Below are 17,230 nucleotides of genomic sequence, written 5' to 3'. Positions count from 1 at the left end.
GGCCTGTCACTTACGCTTTCAGCTTGCGCATAACCAGCGTGGCGTTGGTGCCGCCGAAACCAAAGCTGTTGGACATGACGGTCGTCAGTTCGCGCTCGGTGGTTTCAGTCACGATGTTCAGTCCGGCAGCCTGCTCGTCCATCTCTTCAATGTTAATGCTCGGCGCGATAAAACCGTGTTCCAGCATCAGCAGAGAATAAATCGCTTCCTGCACGCCAGCGGCGCCCAGAGAGTGGCCGGTCATGGCTTTCGTCGCAGAAATAGCCGGGCTGTTATCGCCAAACACTTCACGAATGGCGCCCAGTTCTTTCACATCACCAACCGGCGTAGAGGTGCCGTGGGAGTTCAGGTAGTCGATGGGGGTGTCCACGCCGTGCATCGCCATCTGCATGCAGCGAACCGCGCCTTCACCGGACGGCGCGACCATGTCTGCGCCATCGGAGGTTGCGCCGTAGCCGACGATCTCCGCATAAATGCGTGCGCCACGGGCCAGCGCGTGCTCCAGTTCTTCAACCACAACCATCCCGCCGCCGCCAGCGATAACGAAACCGTCACGGTGCGCATCATAAGTCCGGGACGCCTTAGCGGGTTGATCGTTGTACTTAGTGGACAGCGCGCCCATCGCGTCGAACTCACAGGCCATTTCCCAGCCCAGCTCTTCGCCGCCGCCGGCAAACACGATGTCCTGTTTGCCCAGTTGGATCTGCTCTACCGCATTCCCAATGCAGTGCGCGGAGGTCGCACAGGCGGAGCTGATCGAATAGTTTACGCCGTGAATTTTAAACGGCGTCGCGAGGCAAGCGGAAACCGCAGAGCCCATCGCTTTGGTGACGACGTACGGCCCCACTGCTTTCAGGCCGCGCGGGCTACGCATAGCGTCCGCACCGAATACCTGCGCTTTGGAGGAGCCGCCGGAACCGGCAATCAGACCCACGCGCGGGTTGTTCTGATACACCTCATCGCTCAGGCCCGCGTCAGCGATAGCCTGCTGCATGGAAAGAAAGGCATAAATAGAGGCATCGTTCATGAAACGAACCACTTTACGGTCGATCAAACCGGTTGTATCCAGCTTGACGTTACCCCATACGTGGCTACGCATTCCCGCATCTTTAAACTCTTCGGAGAAGGTGATCCCTGAACGTCCTTCACGCAGAGATGCCAGGACTTCCTGCTGGTTATTACCGATGCTGGAAACGATGCCCAAGCCAGTAATCACTGCACGTTTCATTCAATACCTCTGTAAGTCGCACTATAGTAAGTTTCGACTGGCACAATAGCGTACACTTGTACGCCGAACAAGTCCGATCAGCCATTTTGTCCGGAAATTTGCGCCGCCTGGCACACATCGCTAAGATCGTGGCACTGCCCGTCAGACGAGTAACTTACGTGAAACAAAATGCCATACAACCCGCCAACCTCGAATTCAACGCTGAGGGTACACCTGTTTCCCGAGATTTCGACGATGTGTACTTTTCTAATGATAATGGCCTTGAAGAGACACGTTACGTCTTTCTCGGCGGCAACCGGATCCCTGAGCGTTTTCCGGAACATTCCGACCCGCTTTTTGTGGTCGCAGAGAGCGGCTTCGGCACCGGCCTGAACTTTCTGACGCTCTGGCAGGCGTTTGCCGCGTTTCGCGCCACGCACCCTGAGGCTACGCTACAAAGATTACATTTTATCAGTTTTGAAAAATTTCCCCTGCACCACGACGATCTGGTCGCCGCGCACCAGCGCTGGCCTGAGCTGGCGGCGCTTGCAAAGCAACTCCACGCCCAGTGGCCGTTGCCGCTGGCGGGCTGTCATCGCCTGCTGCTGGATGAAGGACGCGTCACGCTCGATCTGTGGTTTGGAGATATTAACGAACTTACCGACCAACTGGATGACAGTCTGCATCAGAAAGTGGATGCCTGGTTTCTCGACGGCTTCGCGCCCGCCAAAAACCCGGACATGTGGACCCCGGGACTGTTTAACGCTATGGCGCGACTGGCGCGACCCGGCGGTACGCTGGCAACCTTTACCTCCGCGGGATTTGTGCGCCGGGGTTTACAGGAAGCCGGTTTCACCATGCAGAAATACAAAGGTTTTGGCCGCAAGCGTGAAATGCTGCGCGGAGCGATGCTTCAAAGGCTTACGCCTGTCGCCAGAGCGCCGTGGTTTGTCCGCCTGGGCAGCCTTAAGCGTGAAACGGCTATTGTTGGCGGCGGTATCGCCAGCGCCCTGCTGTCCCTGGCGCTGCTGCGTCGCGGCTGGCGGGTCACGCTCTATTGCGCGGACGAAAAACCCGCCCAGGGCGCATCGGGAAACCGTCAGGGTGCGCTTTATCCCCTGCTCAGCAAGCACGATGCGGCGATAAATCTCTTTTTCCCCGCCGCCTTTACCTTTGCCCGCCGTCAGTACGATGCTCTCCCGGTTGTTTTCGATCATGACTGGTGCGGCGTCACGCAGGCCGGCTGGGACGAAAAAAGCCAGCAGAAGATCGCGCAACTGTTGTCGCTGGAACTCCCCGACGCGCTGGCGCAGGCGGTAAAAAGTGGACACATGGAAGCCTTAACCGGCGTTGATATCGACTGCGCTGGCATTTCCTATCCGCTGGGCGGCTGGCTGTGTCCGGCGCAATTGACTGCCGCAGTGCTGGCGCTGGCTGAACAACAGGGGCTACGTTGCCATTACCGTCATTCGGTCGACGCGCTAAGCGCGACGGCGCACGGCTGGTCCCTGCGGTTTGCCGACGGCACGCAGGCTGAACACGACGTCGTGGTGCTGGCGAACGGCCATGCGATTAACCACTTCACACAGACACAGCCGTTACCCGTTTACCCGGTCGGCGGTCAGGTCAGTCATATTCCCGCCACGCCTGCCCTTTCCGCGCTTCGCCAGGTGCTGTGCTATGACGGTTATCTTACTCCGGTAAATCCGGCTAACCAGCACCATTGTATTGGCGCCAGCTATCATCGCGGCAGTGACGCAACGGAATATCGTGAGGACGATCAGCAGCAGAACCGGCAGCGGTTAATTGACTGCTTCCCGACGGCGAAATGGGCGCAAGAGGTGGATATCAGCGGGAAAGAGGCGCGCTGCGGCGTGCGCTGCGCTACTCGCGACCATTTACCGATGGTCGGCAATGTACCGGATTACGCCGCCACGCTAACGCAGTACGCCAGTCTGGCCAGGGATCCTTCGTCAGCGGCAAACGCGCCCGTACATGAGGATCTCTTTATGCTCGGCGCGCTGGGATCACGCGGCTTGTGCTCCGCGCCTCTGTGTGCGGAAATCCTGGCGTCGCAAATGAGCAATGAACCCCTTCCGCTGGATGCGGGTACGCTGGCGGCGCTCAATCCGAATCGTTTATGGGTCAGGAAATTACGGAAAGGGAAAACGGTGAAATAATGGAATGATGCCGGATGGCGACGCCATCCGGCAAAGGCGCGATTATTGGCTGGTCGCCTTCTGGAACAACGCATCCCACATCTCTTTGACTAACGCCTGATCGCGTGGTGACAGTTCACCCGCACCGATCGCTTTCTCGAGACTGCTGGTGACGTTGGCGTAAACGGCGTCCGCGGAATGGTCATCACGCCCTTCCAGCTCCGCCACGGCTAACGTCAGGTGGCCACGCAAATACCCACTGGCAAACAGCTCATCGTCGCTGGCGTGTTCAACCATGTCGTCGATTAATGCCAGAATGCGTGCTTCAAACTCCGCGATCATCTTCTTTCCTCATTGTAAACGTGGCGCTGGCTTTAGTTTAGCGCTTCCGGCCACGGGAACTGTTCCGCCTTAAGGTCGGGCGTGTGATAATAATCTTGTAACGCTTTGATAAAGCGAGCCGGCCGTTCAGGAATGCCCTTTTCCAGATACTCCATCACCTGCGCATGAACCCGACGCTGAAACACCACGCGGTCCGGTTCGACGTCGCCTTCCAGGTTGTCGCAACTGACGTTGAACGGATACCCCGCCGCCACGCAAAACAACCAGTCAAACGCTTGCGGTTTCACTTCCACATCTTCGAACTTGCTTTGGGTCGCCGCGTCCCGTCCGTCCGGGCAGTACCAGTAACCAAAATCAACCTGTTCACGGCGCGCTTTCCCGGCAATACACCAGTGCGAAATCTCATGCAGGGCGCTGGCGTAAAAACCGTGAGCAAAGACGATCCGGTGATACGGCACCTCTGCATCAGCAGGAAGATAGATCGGTTCGTCATCGCCTTTAATCAGACGGGTATTAAAATCGTCAGCAAAGCAGTCGTTGAACAGGGTAATTAACTGTTCATAGTGGTGTGTACTGTTCATTAATTCATCCCCAGCCAGTGGAGAATCTCCTGTCCATGGTTATCATAAAGTAGTTTGGCACTCATCACCGCCGAGACGATGACGATCATAGGCCGAATCAGCTTTTGTCCCTTGCTCAGTACCAGGCGTGAGCCCATGCGCGCGCCGAGAAACTGCCCAATCAACATAACGAACCCGGTTGCCCAGATCACTTTTCCGCCAATCATAAACAGCAGCAGGCCGCCGATGTTCGACGTGGCGTTCAGCACTTTGGCGTGGGCGGTGGATTTGGCGAGGTTGTAGCCGCAAAGCGTGACAAACGCCAGCGCGTAAAACGACCCGGCGGCAGGGCCAAAGAAGCCGTCGTAAAACCCGACGCAACCCCCCGCGACCAGCGCAAACGGCAAGCCGTACAGGCGACGCTGGCGATCATCTTCACCCAGCTTTGGCATCAGCAAAAAATAGAGACCGATGCAGATCACCAGCACCGGGAGGATCTGACGAAGCACGTCTGCCTGCACGTGCTGCACCAGCAGCGCGCCGCTCATCGAGCCAATAAAGGTCATCGCGATATTCAGTTTCTGATCGGCAAGATCCACCACCTTACGGCGAATAAAGTAGATAGAGGCGGAAATTGAGCCGCCGCAGGCCTGCAATTTATTGGTGGCCAGCGCCTGAGCGGGAGACATGCCTGCCGCCATCAGCGCGGGGATGGTCAGCAGTCCGCCGCCCCCCGCCAGTGAATCGATAAAACCAGCCAGCATCGCAACAAAAAACAGCACAACCAACAGCAGCGGGGAGACCATAAACAGGTCGGCGAAATTATCCATTAGAGTACATGCTCATCCAGTAGCGCCTGGCAGGAAGGCGGCAACGGTGGCGGTGTCTTCTTCTCAGGCTTTGTTGTTCCAGGTTTTGGGGGTTCAAACCAGCTTTGCAGTTCAGCGCCACAACCGTCGCCAGGCGGAGGCAAAGGTTGATCTTCGCACTCCAGGCTGTCAGCAGGGCACCGTAATCGTACATGCATATGCGCGCGATGCTGGAACCAGGGTCGCACTTTACGCAACCAGTCGCGATCGTTTCCTGCGTCCAGGCAAAGCTGTTGTTTGATCGCCGGATTCACGAAAATGCGGGTGACGTCATTATCTTCCGCCGCGAGCTTAATCAGGCTAAAGATTTCCGGCTTCCACAGTGAAGGCACAACGTGCTTTCCGTCGCGGGCCACCAAATCCAGCGCCTGCGGTCGCAGCAACTGCGCCTGAGTCCAGCGTGTCTTTGGTAATTGCAGGAAAATGTCCACATCCAGGCCGCTCTGATGGCTGGCGTGGCCGCCGTTAAACCGGCCACCGGCCGGCATGCCCATATCGCCAATCAGCACCGTTCCCAACCCCAGGTTATTCACCCGGGTGCTCAGACGCTGAATGAACAGCACCAGATCGGGGTGACCAAAATAACGGCGTTGGTCGGTACGCATGACCTGATAGTGTTCCGACTGGACCGGAAGCGTATCGGCGCCAACGATACAGCCGTTCGAAAAGCTGCCGATCGACTGCGCGCTGCCCGCTATGGGCTGGGTTATTTTCTGCCACGGCGTCGCCGCCTGGCTGACGCTGCCGGCAAGCAGTGCCAGCAGCGTAATCGCGGTTTTTTTCATCTCTTACCAGCGTGGAATATCTGTTGTGACATCCGCATTTTGCGCCCGCTGGCGCAGCAAGTGATCCATGAGCACGATCGCCAGCATCGCCTCAGCGATCGGCACCGCGCGGATCCCGACACACGGATCGTGACGGCCTTTGGTGATCATCTCGACTTCTTCGCCAAAGCGATTAATGGTACGACCCGGAACGGTAATACTGGAGGTTGGTTTCAGCGCCATGTGGGCAATAATTTGCTGCCCACTGCTGATCCCACCCAAAATGCCGCCCGCATGGTTGCTCTGGAAGCCCTGCGTCGTTATTTCGTCACGGTTTTGGCTTCCGCGCAGCGCCACCACGTCAAAACCGTCGCCAATCTCAACGCCTTTCACGGCATTAATGCTCATCAGCGCATGGGCGATATCGGCGTCAAGACGATCAAATACCGGCTCGCCGAGACCGGCGGGAACGCCGCTGGCTACCACCGTTACCTTAGCGCCGATAGAATCACCCTCTTTTTTCAGCGCCCGCATCAGTTCGTCAAGGGCGTCGATTTTGTCCGGATCCGGGCAGAAAAAAGGGTTCTGTTCCACCAGCTCCCAGTCTTTGATCGCCAGCGGAATATCGCCCATCTGGGTCAGGCAGCCCTGGATGCGGATGCCGTATTTTGCCGCAAGGTATTTCTTGGCAATCGCGCCCGCCGCCACGCGCATCGCGGTCTCGCGCGCGGACGAACGCCCGCCGCCGCGGTAATCGCGCAGGCCATATTTCTGCTCGTAGGTGTAGTCAGCGTGTCCCGGACGAAACACGTCCTTGATGGCGCTGTAATCCTGCGAACGCTGATCGGTATTTTCGATCAGCAGACCGATGCTGGTGCCGGTGGTGACGCCTTCAAACACGCCAGACAAAATTTTCACCTGATCCGGCTCACGGCGCTGGGTCGTGTAGCGAGACGTGCCAGGACGCCGCCTGTCGAGATCGTGCTGCAGGTCAGCTTCGGTCAGAGGAATGCCCGGCGGCACCCCGTCAACAATGCAGCCCAGCGCCAGCCCGTGCGATTCGCCAAAGGTGGTTACCCGAAAGAGTTTTCCAATTGTATTTCCTGCCATTGCGATTCCGTTGTCGTCGTTGTGATTTAGTCTTTATAGAGGCTGAAATGCTCGCGGGCGGCCAGTAACTCGGCTTTGGTCAGCATAAAGACGCCATCGCCGCCGTTGTCGAATTCCAGCCAGGTAAACGGCACATCAGGATAGTGTTCCATCAGATGTACCATGCTGTTCCCGACTTCACAAATCAGAATACCGTTATCTGACAGGTAGTCCGGCGCGTTGCCCAGAATACGGCGGGTCAGTTTCAGGCCATCTGTCCCTGACGCCAGCCCCAGTTCAGGCTCGTGACGATACTCATTCGGCAGATCGGACATATCTTCCGCGTCCACATACGGCGGGTTAGTCACGATCAGATCGTACTGGACTTTTGGCAGGTCGCGGAACAGGTCCGAACGAATGGGGGTGACATGGTGCAGCAGGCCGTGCTCTTCAATATTGTGCTCAGTGACGGCCAGCGCGTCGGCGGAGATATCCACCGCGTCGACTTCCGCTTCCGGAAACGCATAGGCGCAGGCGATAGCAATGCAACCGCTGCCGGTACACATGTCGAGAATATGCTGCGGCTGTTGGCGAATCAGCCCTTCAAAACGGTTGTTGATCAGCTCGCCAATCGGCGAGCGCGGCACCAGCACGCGTTCATCGACGTAAAATTCATGGCCGCAGAACCAGGCTTTATTCGTCAGATAGGCCACCGGAATACGCTCGTTCACCCGGCGGATCACCCGCTCAACAATGCGGTGGCGTTCGCTGGACGTCAGACGCGCGGTGCGCATGTCTTCGGGAATATCCAGTGGAAGATAAAGTGACGGCAGCACCAGTTGAACGGCTTCATCCCACGGGTTGTCGGTGCCGTGTCCGTACCAGATATTCGCCGCGCTAAAACGGCTGACCGCCCAACGCAACATGTCCTGAATGGTATGCAGATCACTTACTGCTTCATCAACGAAAATTTTATCCACCTGTTCCTCCAGGGCATGTACGCAATAATTTCGGCGGCTAGTTTGCCACGAAGCCAGCGATAAATCAGCATTCACACAGGGGACAGGCGCGAAAATTGCGTTTTACGCATTCGCATCGCCGGTGAGTCGGGTAAACTAACGGAAAATGAAAAATGAGACAGCAGAATGAAAAAGAAAACATCGCTCAGCGAGGAGGACCAGGCGCTGTTCCGGCAACTGATGACCGGCACCCGGCAGATTAAGCAGGACACGATTGTCCATCGCCCGCAACGTAAAAAAATCAGCGACGTTCCCGTTAAGCGGCTTCTGTCGGAACAGGCGGACGCCAGCCACTATTTTTCGGACGAATTTCAACCGCTGCTGAATACCGAAGGCCCGGTGAAATACGTACGTTCCGACGTCAGCCACTTCGAGCTGAAGAAAATGCGGCGCGGAGATTATTCACCGGAACTGTTTCTCGATCTTCATGGCCTGACGCAGCTGCAGGCGAAGCAGGAACTCGGCGCGCTGATTGCCGCCTGTCGCCGGGAGCACGTTTTTTGCGCCTGCGTCATGCACGGTCACGGTAAGCATGTACTGAAACAACAGACGCCGCTGTGGCTGGCGCAGCACCCACACGTGATGGCTTTTCATCAGGCCCCAAAAGAGTACGGCGGCGACGCCGCGTTGCTGGTGCTGATAGAGGTGGAAGAGTGGCAACCGCCCGAACTGCCATGATGTAAGGTTGCCGGTGGGAGGCGCAAGCGCTATATCTGGCCTACGAGACAGTCATCACCGCCGTAGGCCGGATACGCGAAGCGCCATCAGGCAGCGGATGTTTACATCGCTTTTGCCATTTTGAGGTTGCACGGGCTCATCTGCCAGTTGAACACCCCTTTGCCGCTTTCGTCCAGCGTGACGCTGGCGATCGCTGATGTGGTAAACATAGGCGGCGTTTCTCCCGGGCACAATTCAGACACCAGGTAGCCGACTAACGGCAGGTGGGAGATCACCAGAACGCCGGAGACGCCTTCATTGGCCAGCGCCTGAAGATACGCGCTGACGAGGCCGACATCGCCGCAGGGCGTCAACTCCGGCAGAACGTCAACGTTACCCGGCAGGTTCATGCACTCCCCTACTTCGTCCAACGTTTGCTCGGCTCGCAGGAACGGGCTCACCAGAACACGTTCGATATCCACTTTTTGACCTTTCAGCCAGTTCGCCATAAGGCGCGATTCGTCACAACCACAGACGGTTAAGGGACGAACCGAATCACTGGCGGCGTCGAGGGCCGCGTCGCCGTGACGCATGATAAAAACTTGCATATTGCACCGCTTTTGTTAACCAGAATCACCCGCATTATTGCTGAAACCGTCTGAACGGTCGCCGAAATGCGGTGGCCGGCATTGTGCCTTATCCGTTCACCGAATGAAACGCTGTTTTTTACCTCAACGCTGTAAGTATAGTCAATCTGTGTTTACAATTTAACCAACTCACGGCCATTCGTTGCGGATTCACCCTACATTTGACCTTTAAAATTCAGGCCAGTTGCATCTGCTTTCCAGAAACTTTCACCCCGCTCCGCCATCTGCAATAACGCATCGCACGGCGTAAACCGTGGACCGTACTGCGAAGCCAGGCGTTGCAATACCGCAACCACTTCACCCGCGCCGAGAGAATCCATATAACGGAACGGACCACCGAGAAACGGCGGAAATCCAATGCCGAATACCGCGCCAATATCACCGTCGCGAGCGCTGCGGATCACCTGTTCATCGAAGCAACGCGCGGCCTCATTGAGCATCAGCATCACGCACCGTTCAGCAATTTGCCGGGCGGAAAGCCTGCTCTGCCCCTGAACGCCAATAAGCGTATAAATCGCAGGGTCGACCTGTTTTTTGCTTTTACGCCCTTTTGCACCATAAAGATAGAAACCGCGACCATTTTTTCTGCCTTTGCGATCGTCGTTCAAAATTGAGGAAACAACATTTGCAGGGGCGCTAAAACGCTCGCCATAAGCGGCTTCCAGAACAGGGATAATTTTCGTGCCGGTATCGATTCCCACTTCATCCAGCAGTTGGACAGGCCCCACCGGAAAACCAAATTTCACCAACGCGCTGTCGATAGCGTCGACCCGCTCCCCCTCAGTCAGCATGCGTATGGCTTCGTTGATATAGGGTGCGAGAATACGGTTTACATAGAATCCGGCCTTGTCGCGCACCACGATAGGTGTTTTACCCTGTTTCTTCGCCAGCTTAACGGTGGTGGCGATGGTCTGCTCAGAGGTGGCGGCATGGGGAATGACCTCGACCAGGGGCATTTTTTCAACCGGGCTGAAAAAATGCAGACCAATCACCTGCCCCGGCCTGGCGGCATGGGCGGCGATGTCGCTAATCGGTAAAGATGAGGTGTTAGAGGCAAAAATGGTATGGGATGCGCAGTTTTGCTCAACTTCCGCCACCATCTGCTGTTTTAGCGCCAGATCTTCAAAGACAGCTTCTATGACCAGGTCACGATGGGAAAATCCGCGATAGTCGGTGGCGCCTGAAATCAACGCCAGCTGTTTGTCCCGTTCGCTGGCTTTGATATGGCGACGACGTACCTTTGTTTCAAGCTGATCCCAACTGTACTTCAGCGCATGATTGATGCCGTGAACATTAATGTCTTTAATGCGAACCGGTAAGCCGCCTTTACAGGCCGTCACGTAGGCAATTCCCCCTCCCATCAGCCCGCCCCCCAGCACGCCAACGCTGTTAAGCGGCCCCGGCGGGGCATCGCTACCGGGATCTTTTTTCACCTCGGTACTGGCAAAGAAGATATTGCGTAACGCCTGCGATTGCGGCGTCATCGCCAGCTCGCCAAAAGCGCGGGCTTCCGCGTCGTAACCACTGCTGCTGCCCTGCGCCAGGCCAGTTTCGATCACCTGAAGGATACGTTCTGTCGCCGGGTAGTTACCGTGTGTTTTCTGTTCGGTTTTTTTACTGACCATACGGAACAACAGCGCGCGCCCCAGCGGCCCCGCCAGAACGCGTTCGCGCACCGGCAGCGTTCGCGACGTTGACCGATCCTGTTTAGCCCGTTCAACCGCAGCCTCGAGCAGAATCGACAACGGAACCACATCGTCCACCAGCCCCATCTTTAACGCCTGCTTCGCACGCAGTTGTTTGCCGGTGAGGATCATCTCCAGCGCCGTACTGACTCCGACCAGCCGCGGCAAACGCTGTGTGCCGCCGGAACCCGGCAGCAGCCCCAGTTGTACTTCCGGCAGGCCCAATACCGTTTTGCTGTCATCGGTACAGATTCGCTCATGACAGGCCAGCGCCAGTTCCAGTCCGCCGCCCAGACAGGCGCCGTGAATAGCGGCGATGACGGGCACCGGAAGACCGTTGATTTCCGCCATCAGTTGTTGTCCCTGACGCGCCAGCGCCTCCGCTTCCTGCGCGCTTGCGCAGTTGCCAATCATGTTGATGTCCGCGCCAGCAATAAAATTATCCGCTTTCGCGGAAATAAAAACGACGCCGCGCAGTTCCCTGTTTTCGCGAAGCTGTTTCAGGATCGCGCGTACCTGACTCGCAAACTCCGCTTTCAGGGTGTTCATCTTTTCACCGGGTACATCTATGGAGATAACCGCCACATTGTCCGGACGCAGATTAAGCGTAAAAGCCGATGTCATTTCCATTATTCTGCCTCCAGAACCATCGCCGCGCCCAGACCGCCTGCCGCACAGGCAGTGACTAAACCGAAGCCGCCTCCCCGACGGCGCAATTCGTGCAGAGTCTGGGTGATCATCCGGGCGCCGGTGGCGGCAAACGGGTGCCCGTAAGCAATCGAACCACCGAGCACGTTGAACTTGCTGTCATCCACCTCACCGGTGGCATGGGCGCGTCCCAACACCTCGCGGGCAAAACGCTCACTGCCCAGCAGTTGCAGATTCGCCAGCGTCTGAGCGGCAAAGGCTTCGTGCATATCAATCAGCGTCAGATCGCTCAGGCTTAAGCCCGCCCGATCCAGCGCCAGCGGCGTTGACCAGGCCGGTCCCAGCAGCATGTCCTGCCAGACATCGATAGCGGTAAAGGCGTAGCTGCGTAAATAGCCGAGCGGAATCAGCCCCAGCTCTTTCGCGCGGGATTCGGTCATCAGGATCACCGCTGCCGCCCCGTCTGTCAGGGGCGTACTGTTGGCGGCGGTCACTGTGCCATGTTTACGGTCAAAGGCCGGACGCAGTCTGGCGTAATCCGCCAGCGTCGAGTTGCCGCGAATATTGTTATCTTCAGACAGCGGCGCCTTGAACGGCGGCGTCCAGGCGGTCATCACTTCATCGGCTAACTTTCCTTCCGCCCACGCCTGCGCCGCGCGCTGATGTGAACGGTGGGCCAACGCATCCTGCTGCTCACGGGTGATTCCGTAGGTTTTCGCCATCTGTTCCGCCGTATCTCCCATCCGCAGGCCAGTCGAATATTCGGCGACGGCGGGCGGCACGGGCATCAGATCGCGTAAGCGCAGGCGGGAAAAGAGTTTCAGACGTTGCCCCATCGTCCTCGCTTTATTCACATCCACGAGGACTCGCGCCAGTTTTTTACTGACGCCAATGGGCAATACCGACGAGGAATCCGCGCCACCGGCAATCCCCGCGCGGATCGTACCCGCCATCAGGCTTTCCGCTACGTTAGCGACCGCCTGAAAGCTGGTCGCGCAGGCGCGGCTTACGCTGTAAGCGTCGGTATGCACACTCATACCAGTGCCGAGGACAATTTCACGGGCGATATTTGGCGCTTCCGGCATCTGGACAACCTGACCAAAGACCAGTTGCTCTATGACGTCTACGGGGATCTCACTGCGGGCCAGCAGTTCGCCCACCACCATTTTGCCAAGATCGACAGCGGGAATACCATGAAAGGCGGTAGCCTGGCGGGCAAAAGGGGTACGTAACCCGCTCACAATGGCAATGCGATCGCCCTGGCGGGTGACCAGCGGTATAGCCTGACTCATAACACTCCCCTGTAAAAATAAAATAAGTGGTCTGACCTGATCATAGTCTTAACCAATTTTTTACATTTAGCCAAGCAGGGGCGGATGAAAGTGAGAGCTGTGACACAGTGAATAATGACGGGATGAAACGAAAAAGCCCCGACAAAAGGTTGTCGGGGCAGATAAATAATGAAGGGATTAACGCAGACCGAGCTGGAAGATCAGGGTTTCGGCTTCGCAGGCAAAGACAAAATCGATGTCCAGGCGCACGCCGTCAGATTCTTCAGTGAAAGTCGAAGTAATTTGGCAAGGCTCGGACTCCACGTTCCGCGCTTTTTCGGTCAGCGCCGCCAGCGTTTCTTCCGCTTCTGCGCGGTTAGCGAACACACGGCTGTATGACGCGGTGCAATCGGAGTTGTCCATGATGGTACCAACGTCCATACAGCAGCAAACCGGGGTTTCATCAGCACTGCATTTACTCATTGTAGATTTCCTCTGTATTCGCACCCAGGGTGCCAGATAAACGATAGCGATATTTTACGCCTCCGACTTTCGCCTCTCCAGTCGTTAATGGTGGGAAATGCGAGAAGTGACCGAAATCACACTTAAAAATGATCTAAAACAAATTCAACCCAAACGGCTATGTGCGCTCCCCGGTAAAATTGCCAGCTGGATCGCGTTTCTGAGATCACAATTGAAAAAACTTATAAACATACTTGCAACATATCAGCTGGTCAGACCTATACTCACGCCACTGGTCTGATTTCTATGTCGTACCGCAGACCCTACACTTCGCGCTCCTGTTACAGCATGTAACATAGTTTGTATAAAAATAAATCATTGAGGTTATGGTCATGAGCCAGAAAACCCTGTTTACAAAGTCTGCTCTCGCAGTTGCAGTGGCACTTATATCTACCCAGGCCTGGTCTGCAGGCTTTCAGCTAAACGAATTTTCTTCCTCTGGCCTTGGCCGGGCCTATTCAGGTGAAGGCGCTATCGCGGACGACGTGGGTAACGTTAGCCGTAACCCGGCGCTGATCACCATGTTCGACCGCCCAACCTTCTCGGGCGGCGCAATCTTTGTTGATCCGGACGTGGATATCTCCGGTCGCTCGCGCATTGGTAACGATGCCAGCCAGGATAACATTGCGCCGACGGCGTGGGTGCCAAACCTGCACTTTGTAGCCCCGATTAACGATCAGTTTGGTTGGGGGGCATCTGTCACCTCTAACTACGGCCTGGCGACGGAGTTTAATAACAACTACGCCGCGGGCTCCATGGGCGGAAAAACCGATCTGGAAACGCTCAACCTGAACCTGAGCGGCGCCTATCGTCTGAACAATCATTTCAGCTTCGGCCTCGGTTTTAACGCCGTTTATGCCAAAGCTAAGCTCGAGCGTTATGCCGGCGACCTGCCGCAGCAAATCGTGGCAGGTTCCGGCGGACGTATTCCTCCGGCACTGGCGGCGCAATACCCGGCGGATACCCAGATTGCGCGCCTGAAGGGCGACGAATGGGGCTTCGGCTGGAACGCCGGGATCCTTTATGAAGTCGATAAAGACAACCGTTACGGTTTTACCTACCGTTCAGAAGTCAAAGTTGACTTCGACGGCGATTACCGCAGTAGCCTGCCATCGACTGACCGTATTCCGCCGCAACTGCGTCCGGTCTTTGCCAGCCTGCCTGCTGGAACTAACGGCGGGACGATCGACGGTTCACTTAACCTGAACCTGCCGGAAATGTGGGAAATTTCAGGTTACAACCGCGTCGCGCCACAGTGGGCGGTTCACTACAGCATGGCTTATACCAGCTGGAGTCAGTTCGAAGAGCTGAAGGCGAAAGGCAGCAACGGTCAGACGCTGTTTTATAAAGAAGAGGGCTTTAAAGACTCTTATCGCATCGCGCTGGGTACAACCTATTACTATGACGATACCTGGACGTTCCGTACCGGTATCGCCTTTGATGACAGCCCGGTTCCGGCCAACCGTCGTTCCATTTCTATTCCGGATCAGGACCGCTTCTGGCTGAGCGCTGGCGCTACCTATGCCTTCAATAAAGATGCCTCAGTGGATGTTGGCGTGTCTTACATGCACGGCCAGAAAGTGAAGTTTGAAGAAGGCCCGTACTCTTTCGAATCTGAAGGGAAAGCCTGGCTGTACGGTATGAACCTGAACTACGCATTCTGATCATGGTCAGATGAATAAAAGGGGGCGCCTTCTGGCGTCCCCTTTTTTATGCATCCAAAAAATCATCGTACCCGATAACGGCGCGAACGCCAGGCCTGCCAGACGCTTCGCGGTCCGGTATTCATTTATTCTGAGTCGATCTCTTTTAAATCGTCCTGGATCGCCTGCGCGTTCGGGTTTTCTTGCGGCTTGAGCTTCCCGCCGTTGGCAATGAAGTCGTGACGCTGGAAATAAGCCTCACGCACCAGAATGTACGGATCGGAAGACTGACGCAACAGGCCGTCGGAGTCCAGCAACTGAGCACGCGTTTCAATCCCTTCGAGGGTCCACTTACCGATCGACATCGGCCAGGTCAGCCATGAAAGGACTGGATATAGCGTATCGGCCATATCGCCGCCATCCTCACGCAGCGTCCAACTGCCATAGAACGGTAACTGGACGTAGGGGCCATAGCCTACGCCGTAGTGTCCTAAGGTGCTGCCGAAGCGATGCGGCTCAACGCGCTGCAGTTTCGGGTTCGCCATACCGGCGACGTCAATAAAGCCGCCCATGCCGAGAAGGGTGTTCAGGAAGAAACGGGTGAAATGCACCATCCCCTGATACGGATCGCCCTGCAGAAAATAGTTCACCATGACCGCAGGTTCTTCGAGGTTGCCGGTGAAGTTGCTTAAACCATTACGGGCTGGCTGTGGGACATAATCACGCCAGGCGACAGCCACCGGTCGAACGACATACGGATCCAACACGTTAAAGTTGAAATTGTACATGGTGCGGTTAAACCCTTCTAACGGATCTGAACGCCCCTGTTGTTCTGTACCGGAACTCGCACACCCCACCAGCAGTGTGGTTCCCAGCGCAAGCGCCGACAGGCGAAGCTTCATAAATGTCTCCCTGTTAATTATGGCTATCGCGGATTGCCATCCATGACGGAACGCTAACGTATCCGCCTGTTAAGGTGTGAGCGATTGTAACAGCACGTCAAACGATGTCTATATCACCGCGCCTGTTGAATTGATCATAGCCTGGCTATGCACTCGCGTAGCGCTTCTATTCTAGCCGGAAGCAGAAAAACAAACGTTACCATTTTTGCGATTTCAGAGTTTCTCCCCCAGGTATCCAGCGAAAAGCCGCTACGCTTTATCTGACAGGCGCGCATCCAGGAGGCGAATTATGGATAATCTCGAAGACGATAAGATCGACAAGCATAGCGATGAACTGGAAGTAGAAAGCGAGGAAAAACAGAGCGGGAAAAAGATAGAAGTGGATGAGGACCGACTCCCCTCACGGGCAATGGCCATTCACGAACATATCCGCCAGGATGGAGAGAAAGAGCTGGAGCGTGACGCGATGGCGCTGCTGTGGTCCGCTATCGCGGCCGGACTGTCGATGGGCGCCTCGCTGCTGGCAAAAGGCATCTTCCACGTGCAGCTTGAGGGCGTGCCGGGCAGTTTTTTACTTGAGAATCTCGGTTATACCTTTGGTTTTATCATTGTCATTATGGCTCGCCAGCAGCTGTTTACGGAAAACACCGTGACGGCGGTTCTGCCCGTCATGCAAAATCCCACGGCGGGCAATTTTGGCCTGCTGATGCGTCTGTGGGGCGTGGTGCTGCTGGGTAACGTGCTCGGTACCGGCATTGCCGCCTGGGCGTTTGAGTATATGCCCATTTTTGATGAAGAAACCCGTGACGCGTTTGTCAAAATCGGCATGGACGTAATGAAAAACACGCCGACCGAAATGTTTGCCAACGCGATCATTTCCGGTTGGTTAATCGCGACCATGGTGTGGATGTTTCCGGCAGCCGGCGCGGCGAAAATTGTAGTCATCATCCTGATGACGTGGCTGATTGCCCTGGGCGATACCACCCATATCGTCGTGGGATCGGTGGAGATCCTTTACCTCGTCTTTAACGGCACCCTGCACTGGAGCGACTTCTTGTGGCCGTTTGCCCTGCCGACACTGGCGGGTAATATCTGCGGCGGTACCTTTATTTTCGCCCTGATGAGCCACGCGCAGATCCGTAACGACATGAGCAACAAGCGTAAAGAAGAAGCGCGCCTTCACGCCGAGCGGTTCAAAAAACAGCAGAAAGAGCAGGAAAAACAATCCTGAATGGCGATGGTTTGA

Annotated in this window: 16 protein-coding genes; 4 read left to right on the top strand and 12 right to left on the bottom strand. The window is 56.2% G+C overall.

Annotation, left to right across the window (positions count from 1 at the left end):
* Positions 1–10: 10 nt before the first annotated feature.
* The gene (gene fabB / locus HVX72_RS06680; protein WP_060570095.1) at positions 11–1,228 is read right to left on the bottom strand and encodes a beta-ketoacyl-ACP synthase I; all 1,218 of its coding nucleotides are present in this window, start codon (positions 1,226–1,228) and stop codon (positions 11–13) included.
* A gap of 158 nt (positions 1,229–1,386) precedes the next feature.
* Here fabB and mnmC point away from each other — a divergent pair, with 158 nt between their 5' ends.
* Positions 1,387–3,387 (top strand): bifunctional tRNA (5-methylaminomethyl-2-thiouridine)(34)-methyltransferase MnmD/FAD-dependent 5-carboxymethylaminomethyl-2-thiouridine(34) oxidoreductase MnmC, encoded by a 2,001-nt coding sequence (gene mnmC / locus HVX72_RS06675; protein ID WP_060570094.1) that lies wholly within the window; start codon positions 1,387–1,389, stop codon positions 3,385–3,387.
* A gap of 42 nt (positions 3,388–3,429) precedes the next feature.
* On the opposite strand, the gene HVX72_RS06670 is transcribed toward mnmC, so the two are convergent.
* The 6 genes from HVX72_RS06670 to prmB are packed head-to-tail and all read right to left on the bottom strand — an operon-like array spanning position 3,430 to position 7,970.
* The gene (locus tag HVX72_RS06670) at positions 3,430–3,708 is read right to left on the bottom strand and encodes a YfcL family protein (RefSeq protein WP_042290754.1); all 279 of its coding nucleotides are present in this window, start codon (positions 3,706–3,708) and stop codon (positions 3,430–3,432) included.
* Positions 3,709–3,740: 32 nt separating this feature from the next.
* A complete protein-coding gene (locus HVX72_RS06665) occupies positions 3,741–4,289 on the bottom strand; it encodes an elongation factor P hydroxylase (RefSeq protein ID WP_042290756.1) in 549 nt (182 codons plus the stop codon).
* Positions 4,289–5,098 carry a sulfite exporter TauE/SafE family protein gene (locus HVX72_RS06660; protein ID WP_042290758.1) on the bottom strand — a complete coding sequence of 270 codons (810 nt, stop codon included), beginning with the start codon at positions 5,096–5,098 and terminating at the stop codon, positions 4,289–4,291. Before HVX72_RS06660 ends, HVX72_RS06665 begins: the two co-directional genes overlap by 1 nt.
* Positions 5,098–5,922 carry a penicillin-insensitive murein endopeptidase gene (gene mepA, locus HVX72_RS06655; protein ID WP_181822813.1) on the bottom strand — a complete coding sequence of 275 codons (825 nt, stop codon included), beginning with the start codon at positions 5,920–5,922 and terminating at the stop codon, positions 5,098–5,100. Before mepA ends, HVX72_RS06660 begins: the two co-directional genes overlap by 1 nt.
* 3 nt (positions 5,923–5,925) lie before the next feature.
* Positions 5,926–7,011, bottom strand: coding sequence for a chorismate synthase (aroC, locus tag HVX72_RS06650; protein WP_181822812.1), 1,086 nt, complete (start codon positions 7,009–7,011; stop codon positions 5,926–5,928).
* A 26-nt stretch (positions 7,012–7,037) separates the two neighbouring features.
* Positions 7,038–7,970 (bottom strand): 50S ribosomal protein L3 N(5)-glutamine methyltransferase, encoded by a 933-nt coding sequence (gene prmB, locus HVX72_RS06645; protein WP_042290764.1) that lies wholly within the window; start codon positions 7,968–7,970, stop codon positions 7,038–7,040.
* Positions 7,971–8,135: 165 nt separating this feature from the next.
* Between prmB and smrB the strand changes: the two genes are divergently transcribed.
* Positions 8,136–8,687 (top strand): endonuclease SmrB, encoded by a 552-nt coding sequence (gene smrB / locus HVX72_RS06640; protein WP_042290766.1) that lies wholly within the window; start codon positions 8,136–8,138, stop codon positions 8,685–8,687.
* A gap of 101 nt (positions 8,688–8,788) precedes the next feature.
* On the opposite strand, the gene sixA is transcribed toward smrB, so the two are convergent.
* From sixA to HVX72_RS06620, 4 genes are all read right to left on the bottom strand, one after another.
* Entirely contained in the window at positions 8,789–9,274 is a 486-nt protein-coding gene (sixA, locus tag HVX72_RS06635; protein ID WP_042290767.1) for a phosphohistidine phosphatase SixA, read from the bottom strand.
* Positions 9,275–9,468: 194 nt separating this feature from the next.
* Positions 9,469–11,628: a fatty acid oxidation complex subunit alpha FadJ gene (fadJ, locus tag HVX72_RS06630; protein WP_181822811.1), complete on the bottom strand. Its 2,160-nt coding sequence runs from the start codon at positions 11,626–11,628 to the stop codon at positions 9,469–9,471.
* Positions 11,628–12,938: an acetyl-CoA C-acyltransferase FadI gene (gene fadI, locus HVX72_RS06625; protein ID WP_060570090.1), complete on the bottom strand. Its 1,311-nt coding sequence runs from the start codon at positions 12,936–12,938 to the stop codon at positions 11,628–11,630. The genes fadJ and fadI overlap by 1 nt, the downstream gene beginning before the upstream one ends.
* A gap of 177 nt (positions 12,939–13,115) precedes the next feature.
* Positions 13,116–13,400: a YfcZ/YiiS family protein gene (locus HVX72_RS06620; RefSeq protein WP_042290770.1), complete on the bottom strand. Its 285-nt coding sequence runs from the start codon at positions 13,398–13,400 to the stop codon at positions 13,116–13,118.
* 371 nt (positions 13,401–13,771) lie between these two features.
* On the opposite strand from HVX72_RS06620, the gene fadL reads away from it, so the two are divergent.
* On the top strand, positions 13,772–15,103 hold the full coding sequence (gene fadL, locus HVX72_RS06615; protein WP_042290772.1) for a long-chain fatty acid transporter FadL: 1,332 nt from the start codon (positions 13,772–13,774) through the stop codon (positions 15,101–15,103).
* 125 nt (positions 15,104–15,228) lie between these two features.
* Here the strand turns inward: fadL and mlaA are convergent, their stop codons facing one another.
* Positions 15,229–15,984 (bottom strand): phospholipid-binding lipoprotein MlaA, encoded by a 756-nt coding sequence (gene mlaA / locus HVX72_RS06610; protein ID WP_042290774.1) that lies wholly within the window; start codon positions 15,982–15,984, stop codon positions 15,229–15,231.
* Between the two features lie 289 nt (positions 15,985–16,273).
* Here mlaA and HVX72_RS06605 point away from each other — a divergent pair, with 289 nt between their 5' ends.
* On the top strand, positions 16,274–17,215 hold the full coding sequence (locus HVX72_RS06605) for a formate/nitrite transporter family protein (protein ID WP_042290775.1): 942 nt from the start codon (positions 16,274–16,276) through the stop codon (positions 17,213–17,215).
* Positions 17,216–17,230 lie beyond the last annotated feature (15 nt).

Source organism: Citrobacter sp. RHB21-C05, from assembly GCF_013889015.1.
Classification (GTDB): domain Bacteria; phylum Pseudomonadota; class Gammaproteobacteria; order Enterobacterales; family Enterobacteriaceae; genus Citrobacter_A; species Citrobacter_A sedlakii.
The sequence above is the reverse complement of the archived record's forward strand: the minus strand, read 5'-3'. Positions and strand labels throughout refer to the sequence as shown.

Excerpts from the sequence above, each read along its gene's own strand:
- HVX72_RS06670 (WP_042290754.1), bottom strand. The coding sequence starts at position 3,708 with ATGATCGCGGAGTTTGAAGCACGCATTCTGGCATTAATCGACGACATG.
- mepA (WP_181822813.1), bottom strand. The coding sequence starts at position 5,922 with ATGAAAAAAACCGCGATTACGCTGCTGGCACTGCTTGCCGGCAGCGTC.
- fadJ (WP_181822811.1), bottom strand. The coding sequence starts at position 11,628 with ATGGAAATGACATCGGCTTTTACGCTTAATCTGCGTCCGGACAATGTG.
- fabB (WP_060570095.1), bottom strand. The coding sequence starts at position 1,228 with ATGAAACGTGCAGTGATTACTGGCTTGGGCATCGTTTCCAGCATCGGT.
- HVX72_RS06665 (WP_042290756.1), bottom strand. The coding sequence starts at position 4,289 with ATGAACAGTACACACCACTATGAACAGTTAATTACCCTGTTCAACGAC.
- fadL (WP_042290772.1), top strand. The coding sequence starts at position 13,772 with ATGAGCCAGAAAACCCTGTTTACAAAGTCTGCTCTCGCAGTTGCAGTG.
- HVX72_RS06620 (WP_042290770.1), bottom strand. The coding sequence starts at position 13,400 with ATGAGTAAATGCAGTGCTGATGAAACCCCGGTTTGCTGCTGTATGGAC.
- sixA (WP_042290767.1), bottom strand. The coding sequence starts at position 9,274 with ATGCAAGTTTTTATCATGCGTCACGGCGACGCGGCCCTCGACGCCGCC.
- fadI (WP_060570090.1), bottom strand. The coding sequence starts at position 12,938 with ATGAGTCAGGCTATACCGCTGGTCACCCGCCAGGGCGATCGCATTGCC.
- smrB (WP_042290766.1), top strand. The coding sequence starts at position 8,136 with ATGAAAAAGAAAACATCGCTCAGCGAGGAGGACCAGGCGCTGTTCCGG.
- HVX72_RS06660 (WP_042290758.1), bottom strand. The coding sequence starts at position 5,098 with ATGGATAATTTCGCCGACCTGTTTATGGTCTCCCCGCTGCTGTTGGTT.
- mlaA (WP_042290774.1), bottom strand. The coding sequence starts at position 15,984 with ATGAAGCTTCGCCTGTCGGCGCTTGCGCTGGGAACCACACTGCTGGTG.
- HVX72_RS06605 (WP_042290775.1), top strand. The coding sequence starts at position 16,274 with ATGGATAATCTCGAAGACGATAAGATCGACAAGCATAGCGATGAACTG.
- aroC (WP_181822812.1), bottom strand. The coding sequence starts at position 7,011 with ATGGCAGGAAATACAATTGGAAAACTCTTTCGGGTAACCACCTTTGGC.